The organism is Streptomyces sp. NRRL S-495, from assembly GCF_000966955.1.
In the GTDB taxonomy this organism is placed as follows: domain Bacteria; phylum Actinomycetota; class Actinomycetes; order Streptomycetales; family Streptomycetaceae; genus Kitasatospora; species Kitasatospora purpeofusca.
On sequence record NZ_JZWY01000930.1, the window covers coordinates 1 to 8952 of the forward strand.

General features: G+C 75.1%; 7 protein-coding genes and 1 pseudogene. 3 read left to right on the top strand and 5 right to left on the bottom strand.

Translation table 11 applies throughout. The annotated features are described in order from the left end of the window. Positions 1-999: pseudogene (locus VR45_RS36490) on the top strand (regulator); the annotation flags it as partial. A 28-nt stretch (positions 1000-1027) separates the two neighbouring features. Here VR45_RS36490 and VR45_RS36495 read toward each other — a convergent pair. From VR45_RS36495 to VR45_RS36505, 3 genes are all read right to left on the bottom strand, one after another. Then, positions 1028-2260, bottom strand: coding sequence for a cation:proton antiporter (locus VR45_RS36495; protein ID WP_045944229.1), 1233 nt, complete (start codon positions 2258-2260; stop codon positions 1028-1030). Between the two features lie 260 nt (positions 2261-2520). After that, positions 2521-3849: an NAD(P)/FAD-dependent oxidoreductase gene (locus VR45_RS36500; protein WP_045944230.1), complete on the bottom strand. Its 1329-nt coding sequence runs from the start codon at positions 3847-3849 to the stop codon at positions 2521-2523. Positions 3850-4305: 456 nt separating this feature from the next. Further along, on the bottom strand, positions 4306-5211 hold the full coding sequence (locus VR45_RS36505) for a TIGR01777 family oxidoreductase (protein WP_045944231.1): 906 nt from the start codon (positions 5209-5211) through the stop codon (positions 4306-4308). 106 nt (positions 5212-5317) lie between these two features. Here VR45_RS36505 and VR45_RS36510 point away from each other — a divergent pair, with 106 nt between their 5' ends. After that, positions 5318-5842: a GNAT family N-acetyltransferase gene (locus tag VR45_RS36510; RefSeq protein ID WP_045944234.1), complete on the top strand. Its 525-nt coding sequence runs from the start codon at positions 5318-5320 to the stop codon at positions 5840-5842. A 131-nt stretch (positions 5843-5973) separates the two neighbouring features. After that, a complete protein-coding gene (locus VR45_RS36515) occupies positions 5974-7014 on the top strand; it encodes a DUF2510 domain-containing protein (RefSeq protein WP_045944232.1) in 1041 nt (346 codons plus the stop codon). Between the two features lie 79 nt (positions 7015-7093). On the opposite strand, the gene VR45_RS36520 is transcribed toward VR45_RS36515, so the two are convergent. Both VR45_RS36520 and sucB read right to left on the bottom strand, forming a co-directional pair. Further along, a complete protein-coding gene (locus tag VR45_RS36520; protein ID WP_045944233.1) occupies positions 7094-7609 on the bottom strand; it encodes a DUF4240 domain-containing protein in 516 nt (171 codons plus the stop codon). 229 nt (positions 7610-7838) lie between these two features. Beyond that, on the bottom strand, positions 7839-8952 hold a 1114-nt coding region (gene sucB / locus VR45_RS36525; RefSeq protein ID WP_045944235.1), incomplete at its 5' end, for a 2-oxoglutarate dehydrogenase, E2 component, dihydrolipoamide succinyltransferase.

Genomic DNA, 8952 nt, shown 5'->3' on the forward strand with positions numbered 1-8952 from the left:
TTCGGGGCCCGGGTGCCCACCCAGAGCCGCCGCCCGCCGATCGCGGTCGAGCCGCCGTTCCAGGACCCGGCCCGCGAGCCGCGCCCGGCCCCGCGCGTCGGCCGGGGCGACATCGCCGCCATCCGCGCCGTCGGCGACCTCTTCCGCGCGCTGGACCACGCCTACGGCGGCGGCCACGCCCGCCAGGCGCTGGTCCGCTACCTGGAGAGCGAGGCCGAGCCGATGCTGCGCGGCCGCTACGGCGAGCAGATCGGCCGGGCCCTGTTCGGCGCGGTCGCCGACCTCACCCGGCTGGCCGGCTGGACGAGCTTCGACATCGCCGCGCACGGTCTGGCCCAGCGCTACTTCGTCCAGGCCCTGCGGCTCTCCCAGGCCGCCGGGGACCGCGCGCTCGGCGGCTACGTCCTGGTGACGATGAGCCAGCAGGCCGTGCACCTCGGCCACGGCCGGGAGGCTGTCCAGCTGGCCAGGGTGGCCCAGCAGGGCGTGGGCACGGCGGTGCCGCCGACCGTGCAGGCGCTGCTGCACGCGGCCGAGGCACGCGGGCACGGCCTGCTCGGCGACGTCCGCTCCTGCACCACGGCGCTGGTCCGGGCCGAGCGGGCGCTGGCGGCGGCCCGCACCGGCGACGAGCTGCCGGCCTGGGCGCGGTTCTTCGACGAGGCGCAGCTCTCGGACGAGTTCGCGCACTGCTACCGGGACCTCCAGCAGTGGCGGACGGCCGCCCAGCACGCCGAGAAGTCGCTGCGGCTGCGCTCGCCCGCCTATGCCCGGAGCCGGATCTTCTGCCGGCTGGTGCTGGCCACCGCCCGGCTCGGCATGGGCGACCTCGACGAGGCCTGCGGCATGGCGACCGACGCCCTGCGGGCGGCGGGGGAGATGCGCTCGGCCCGGTCGCTGGAGTACGTCCGCGACTTCCACCGCCGCCTCACGCCCTACCGGGGCAGCCCGGTGGCCCGGGCGTTCGAGGAGACGGCCCGTCAGGCGGGGGTGATCTGAACCGGGGGCTCCGACCCGACCGGCGGAGTCACCAGCTCTCGGCGTTCACCCGCGGCCGGTCGCCCTTCACGGCGGCCGGCGGCCGGACGTCCCCGCGCAGCCGCTGCGCGGCCAGCGGGAACAGCAGCACGGAGAGCATGCCCGCCCCGACCAGGGCCGCCGAGGTGGAGGACGGCAGATGGCCGGCGTCCACCTCGATCGTGGTGATCACCACGACCAGCGGCAGCGCCGTCGAGCCGTAGAGGCCGAGCGCTCCCCGGTCGCGCCGTCCCAGACCGGCGGGGGCGAGCAGCGCCGCGGGCAGTCCGCGCACGGCCAGCAGCAGGAGCAGGAAGACCGGGACGAGCAGCAGTGTGCCCGGATCGCCGAGCAGCGCGTCCAGGTCGAAGTTCATCCCGCTGACCACGAAGAACACCGGGACGAGGAAGCCGAAGCCGATGCCCTCCAGCTTGGCCTCGATCACCTCCTCGGCCGGCTCGGGGATGTCGGAGAGCAGCAGCCGGGAGACGATGCCGGCGGTGAACGCGCCGAGCAGCATGTCGAGTTCCAACCAGAGGGCGGCGGCCACCATGGTCGCGAGCACCAGGATCACGGTCCGGACGGCGAACTGGCCGGAGGTGCGCAGGGTGCGGCGGATCAGCCGGGTCATCCAGGCCGGCCGCGGCCGCCGGGCACCGCCGATCGCGACGGCGGTGATCACCGCGAAGGCGGCCAGGATGACGGCGGTGCGGCCCGCGCTGTTGCCGCTGAGCAGGACGGCGACGGCGATGATCGGCCCGAACTCGCCGACCGCGCCGGTGGCCATGACCAGCGAACCGAACGGGGTGGGCAGTTCGCCGGCGTCGCGCAGGATCGGCAGGATGGTGCCGAGCGCGGTGGTGGTCAGCACGAGCCCGGTGAACGCGCCGTCCAGGGGCTTCGGGTTGATGATCGCGCCCACGACGAGTGCGACCGCCACGCTGATCAGCCACGCGGAACCCGCCCGGCGGAGCGGTCCGCCGCGCAGTTTGGCGAAGTCGATCTCGTAGCCGGCCAGGAACATCAGCATCGCCAGGCCGAACTGGGAGAGCGCGTCGATCAGGTCGTCCACGTGCACCCAGTTCAGGACATCGGGGCCGATCAGCACGCCGAGCAGGATCTCGAACACGACGGTGGGGACGGCGATCCACCGCAGCAGCCGGTCGGCGATCAGCGGGGCGGCCACCGCGGCGGCGGGGACCAGGATCAGCGAGAGCGGCTGGACCTCGAAGTCGGCGCTCACCGGGCGCTCACCGGGCGGCCGACGGGGGAGCGGAGATCGTCCGATCAGCGGTCATATCGGCATATTGGCACGCGGACCGGCACCGCCCGGGCAGCCGGGCCGCGCGCCGCCCGCCACGCGCCGCCCGTCCCGTGCTGTACGCCGCACGCCGCACGCCGGGCGCCGGGCGCCGGGCGCCGGGCGCCGCGCTCCACGCGCCCGCACACCGAGCGGCGCCGGGGGGTGGCCCGCACAGGACACCCCCCGGCGCCGTCCGCCTGTCAGGCCGCTTCCGCCTCCCGTACGGCGATCGGCAGCCCGAGGTCGCGCGCCACGGCCTCGGCCGCGCGCCGCCCCGACACCAGCGCCCCCTGCACGCTGCTGGTGTCCCGGTGGTCGCCGCAGACGTAGAGCCCGGCGAGCAGCCGGACCGGCCGCCGGGTGTTGTGCGGCGGCGGCATGGCGGGCACCGCGTCCGGCAGGTGCCGCACGCTCAGGAACTGCCAGCCGCCGGTCGGCGTGCCGTACAGCTCCGCCAGCCGGGCCCGGACGGCCGGCTCCAGCGCCGCCGGTCCGCCGGCGTCGAAGGTGCGGCGGCCGAGCACGGTGGTGGCGATCAGCGCCTGTCCGGTCGGGGCGTACGAGGGGTGCAGCTCGCTGAGCACCAGCGAGTGCGACACCAGGGACGGCTGCCTGCCCGGCCGGTCGCCGTCCAGCAGCAGGGCGGCCTCCCCCAGGGGGGTGCGGTCGGCCGCGTGGTAGAAGGTCGTGACGGGGTGGAAGTCCGGCAGCCGCAGACCCGGCAGCAGGTCGGCGGCGGAGCGGGGGTCGGTCGCGACGACCACGGCCTGCGCGCCGATCCGCCCATGGGTGGCGGTCTCCACGCCGTCGGCCGTGATCGAGGTGACCCGCACTCCGGTGCGGACGGTGCCGGCGGGCAGCGCGGCGGCCAGTTGGGCCGGCACGGCCGCGATCCCGCCGGCGGGCAGACAGAGCCGGCCGCGGGCGTAACAGCGGAGCACCAGGTCGGCGACCCGGCTGCTGGTACCGAGCGCGGGGTCGCTGAGCAGGGCGCCGAGCAGGGGCCGCAGCAGTCCGTCGACGGTGCGCGGGGCGAGGCCCCGGTCGCCGAGGGCCCGGGCGGCGGTGGTCTCCGGCCGGGCCTTCAGCCGTGCGGGCGGGGTGTTGGCGAGGCGGTTGAGCCAGCTGCCGAGCCGCGCCTTGTCCAGCGGACTGCCCAGTGGTGCCCGGGCGGCGGCCTGCCGGGCGGTGGTCAGCTGCGGGTCCCCGACCCGGTACCGGCGCCCGCCGTTGTGCACGAGTACGCCCGGCGTGAGCGGGCGCGGATCGAGCCGGTCGAGGTCGAGCACGCGGCGGGGCTCGGGGAAGGCGGTGTTCAGCAGATGGCTGCCGTGGTCGAGCCGGAAGCCGTCGAGTTCGTGGGAGGCCGCTCGACCGCCGATCCGGTCCGCGGCCTCCAGGACCTGTACGGCGAGGCCGTGGGCGGTGAGTACGCGAGCGGCGGCAAGGCCTGCGAGGCCGGCTCCCACCACGACGACGTCCGGGTCGGACTGTCGGCGGGTGCGGCGAGTGAAGTCGTACGTGGGCACGGGTGGCTCCCTCCCTGGTCCCGGGATTTCGGGCCGGTGCAGGCAGCAGGGTGCTGGGACACGGTCCGACCGGTGTGATGCCCAGTCAGTACGAGCGTCAGACAAGCACACCGGCCCCGAACCCGGTGGGGAAGGGGAGTGGCCGCATCCGGTGGCCGCGCGGTCACGGACTGTACTCCTCCTCGCCCGTGTTGCCGTCCGACGGGCGCGCACGGTCACCAGGGGCGCGCAGCGCGCCCACCGTGTGCTCCCGTGCGCCCCCTTTCGGAGCCCTGCGCCGCAGTCGCCCGGACTCCGCTCCGCATATGCCCCTGGCCAGGGCGGACGTCGTAGCGCGTCTACGCGGCGGGGCCGGACGCGACCGCGCGCGTCCGGCCCCGCCCGCCCGGAGCAATGCCGTGGAGAGCCGCCCCGGGGCCGTGCCTCGGGCCCTTACCCCGGGGAGCGGCCCGAGCCTCAGAGAGCCGCCCGCGCCGCCGAGTCGACGTCCGGGTGCGCGAAGTCGAAGCCCGCGTCCAGCAGCCGGCGCGGCACGACCCGGTGGCTGCCGACCACCTCGACCGCCAGCTCGCCCAGCACCGCCTCCAGTACGGCCTTCGGCACCGGGAACGGCGTCGGCCGGCGCAGCACCCGCCCGAGCGCCGCCGTCAGCTCGGCGTTGGTCACCGGTTCGGGGGCGGTGAGGTTCACCGCCCCGTCGATGTCCTCCCGGTCGATCAGGAAGCGCAGAGCCGCGACCTCGTCGGCGAGCGAGATGAAGCTCCAGTACTGCCGGCCGTCGCCGAGCCGGCCGCCGAGGCCCAGCCGGAACAGCGGGAAGAGCCGTCCGCCCGCGCCGCCGGCGGCGGAGAGCACCAGCCCGGTGCGCGGGTGGACCACCCGGATCCCGGCCCGCTCGGCCGGGCGGGCGGCGGCCTCCCACTCCACGCAGACCTCCGCCAGGAAGTCGTCCCCGGCGGGCGAGGACTCGTCGATCACCCGGTCCCCGGTCTGCCCGTAGTAGCCGACGGCCGAGGCGCTCACGAAGACCTTCGGCGGTTCGGCCAGCCCGGCCAGGGCGGTCGCCAGGGTCTCGGTGCCCAGGACCCGGCTCTCCCGGATCTCCCGCTTGTAGGACTCGCTCCACCGGCGGTCGCCGACGCCGGCGCCCGCCAGGTGCACGACCGCCTCGACCCCGGCCAGCCCGGCCCGGTCGATCTGGCCCAGCAGCGGGTTCCAGCCGATGGCGGTGGTGCCGTCCGGCCGGGGCCCGGTCCGCGAGCGGTGCCGGACCAGCCGCACCACCTCGTGCCCGTCCGCCAGCAGCGAGCCGACGAGTGCCGCGCCGATCAGTCCTGTGGATCCTGTGACCGCGATTCTCATGGGCCCATCCTCGCAGTCGGTCGGCGGCCCGCCGGGGAGCGGCGGCCCCGCGGGGCCGCGGGAAATGCCGTGTACGTCCCGGCCGGGGGTGATTAGCATGCGGCGCATGCGCGAAAACGATCAGCTGATCATCCGACCCGCCCGGGCCGAGGACGAGAAGGAACTCGCCGCCCTCAACCGCTCCACCTGGAGCCCGCTGGCCGAGGTCGCCCCCCGGCCCGACGAGGACGCGGGGGTGTTCGACGAACGCCACAGCCCGGACCAGTTCCACCTCGCCCTGCTCGACGGCCGGGCGGTCGGCTACGTCCGGGTCGTCCCGCCGACGCCGCTGGCCAGCAACCGGCATGTGCGCCAGATCCAGGGCCTCGCGGTCGACGCCGCTCTGCGCGGCCGGGGCATCGGTGTCGCACTGGTCGAGGCGGCCTGCCGGATCGCCCGGGAGCAGGGCGCCCGCCGGATCACCCTGCGGGTGCTCGGCCACAATGCCCCGGCCCGCGCCCTCTACGAGCGCTGCGGCTTCGTGGTCGAGGGTTCGCTCAAGGAGGAGTTCCTGATCGACGGCGCCTACGTCGACGACATCTGGATGGCCCGGTCCCTCGACGACGGGGCGACCGGCCGACCGGGCGACTGAGGGACCGGGCGACCGTTCCCGCACGACCCACCCACAGCACTGACGCACCGTCAGATCGCGTGCGCGGGTGGTGCAGAGTCGTGACAGACCCGCCCTGTCTGGAGCGTCACCCGGACGGGTAGGTTACGGCCGTGAGCAACTCGACGCCTCCCGGGTGGTACCCGGTACCGGGTGCGGACGGCACGGCCGGTCATGAGCGCTGGTGGGACGGCGCGGCCTGGACCAGTGATGTGCGCCCCGTCCAGGCGGGCGGCGGCCCGATTGCCGACGCCCCGACGCAGGTCGCCTGGCAGAACCCCTCCGGGGGTTCCGCACCCGCGCCGCCGGCCTACGGTTACGGCGCGCCGCAGCAGGGGCAGCCCGGGTACGGCTACCCGGCACAGAACCCGCCGGCCTACGGCTACCCGCCGGCCGCCTATCCGCCGCCGGAGCGGCCGAACCGGATCAGGACCGGGACGGCCATCGGCATCGTGGTCGGCGTGCTGGCCGTGGTCGGCGTGGTGGCCGCCGTGGCGCTCAACAGCGGCGGTGACGGCCCCACCGCCAAGCCGACCCCGACGGTGGCCACCGTCACCGTCACCGACACACCGAGCCCCAGCGCCACCACCCCCAGCCCGACCAGGTCCTCCCCGCCGCCGCCGACCACGCCGCCGAAGCCGAGCCCGGTGCTCAAGGACACCGTGGCGGACCCGCAGCACGCCATCACGGTGCCGGTGTTCGAGGGCTGGGAGGCGAACACCAGCGGGTCGCACTCCACCGTCTTCCTCGGCAGCGGCCAGTACACCTGCCCCGGCGGCGGCAACTGCATCCGGGGCCAGTTCTCGGTGGAGAAGGACACCATCGCGGGCACCACCGCCCGGGCGGCGGCCGAGGCGGCCATGCCGACCTACGCGGCGGCGATCTTCAGCAACATCACCGGGCACACCGACGCGGGCTCCTCCAGCACCACGGTCGCGGGCATCTCCGGCTACGCGGTGCGCTGGCACATCACCACCTCGGACGGCAGCAAGGGCTACATCCTGATGGTGGCCGTCCCCGCCAAGGGCGGCGGCTTCGTGGCCTTCGAGGGCGGGGTGGACGACGCCGCGGGCGCGCCCGACCCGTCCGTGCTGGACCAGATCCTCAAGGGCATCAAGCAGGACACCAGCGAGGCGGCGGGCTCCAACACCTGAGCCGCCGCCCGGGCGGGCCCGGCGGCCGTGAGCCCCGGCCCGCCCGGGTCCGTCCCCGGCCCGCCCGGCCTTGGCGGGGTCAGTCCCCGTACCGCTCCCAGAGCTTGGGGAAGCGTTTCGCCATGACCTCGGGGTCGTCGAAGTCGAACCCGGCCCCGAACGGCTGAGCGGGCTGGCGCCCGCCCACCTCGGGCAGCGGCAGCGCGGTCAACTGCTCGTACGCCTCGTCGGCCGCGTAGCCGAGGTCCTCGGCCTCGCCGTCCTCCTCCTCGTCGAAGCCGGGCAGCAGGTCGGCCAGGTCGTCCGGCTCGTGCAGCCCGCCCTCGAAGACGTCCCGGCCCTGGCCGATCAGCCAGCACCGGAAGTAGTCGAAGGAGTCCTCGGAGGCCCCGCCCAGCAGCAGGTAGGCCGCGCCCCAGAGGTCGTGGCGGTAGGCGCGCTGGAACCGGGCCTCGAAGAGCCGGGCGAAGTCGATGACGTCGTCCGGGGTCAGCTCGACGAGCCGCTCCACCAGGCGGTCCGCCTGCTCGTCCGGGTCGCCCTCGGCGTCCTCCCGGGTGTCGTCGATGATCTGCCAGAAGTCGGTCTCGTCCATCACCGCTCCAGCATCCCTGTTCGGCCGCACGCGCGCATGCGAAGAGCGGGTGAATCGCCCGGAACGGCACGAAAAACCCGGAACGGCGCCAAGACGCCCGCCGTCCGCGGCCGTCCACCGCCACCCCGGCCCGGACGCGCGGAACCCGCCCCGGACGCGCGGAACCCCGCGCCGTCCGGGGACGACGCGGGGTTCCGGTGCTGCCGGAGGGGGACCCTCGGGCGGAGCCTTACAGGCCGAGCTCGACCTCGAACTCGCCGGCCTCCAGGATCTCCTTGACCGCCACCAGGTAGCGGGCGGCGTCGGCGCCGTCCACCAGGCGGTGGTCGTAGGAGAGCGACAGGTAGGTCATGTCACGGATGCCGATGGCGGTGCCGCCGTCGGCCTCGATGACGACCGGGCGCTTGACCGTCGCGCCGATGCCCAGGATGGCGGCCTGGTTCGGCGGCACGATGACGGTGTCGAACAGCGCGCCGCGCGAGCCGGTGTTGCTGATGGTGAAGGTGGCGCCGGACAGCTCGTCCGGGGTGATCTTGCTGTCGCGCACCTTGCCGGCCAGCTCGGCGGTCTTCTTCGAGATGCCGGCGATGTTGAGGTCGCCCGCACCCTTGATGACCGGGGTCATCAGACCCTTCTCCGAGTCCACCGCGATACCGATGTTCTCGGTGTCGAAGTAGGTGATGGTGCCCTCGGCCTCGTTGATCCGGGCGTTGACGACCGCGTGGGCCTTCAGCGCCTGGGCGGCGGCCTTGACGAAGAACGGCATCGGGGACAGCTTCACGCCCTCGCGGGCGAGGAAGGAGTCCTTGGCCTTGGCGCGCAGCGACATGATCCGGGTGACGTCCACCTCGACCACGCTGGTGAGCTGCGCCTGCTCGTGCAGGGCCTTCATCATGTTGTCGCCGATGACCTTGCGCATGCGGGTCATCTTGACCGTCTGGCCGCGCAGGGCCGACGGGGCGGCAGCGGCCTTCGGCGCGGCGGCCGCGACCGGGGCAGCGGCGACCGGGGCCGGCGCGGCCTTGGCGGCCTCGGCGGCGGCCAGGACGTCCTGCTTGCGGATGCGGCCGCCGACACCGGTACCGGTGACAGCGGTCAGCGCGACGCCGTGCTCGGCGGCGAGCTTGCGCACCAGCGGGGTGACGTAGGCGTCACCGGCGTCGGCCACCGGGGCGGCCGGAGCCGGAGCGGCGACCGGCGCGGCCGGGGCCGGGGCGGCAACGGGGGCCGGGGCGGCGACCGGAGCCGGAGCAGCCGGGGCGGCCGGAGCAGCAACGGGGGCCGGAGCAGCCGGGGCGACCGGAGCCGGAGCGGCGACCGGGGCAACCGGGGCCGGGGCGGCA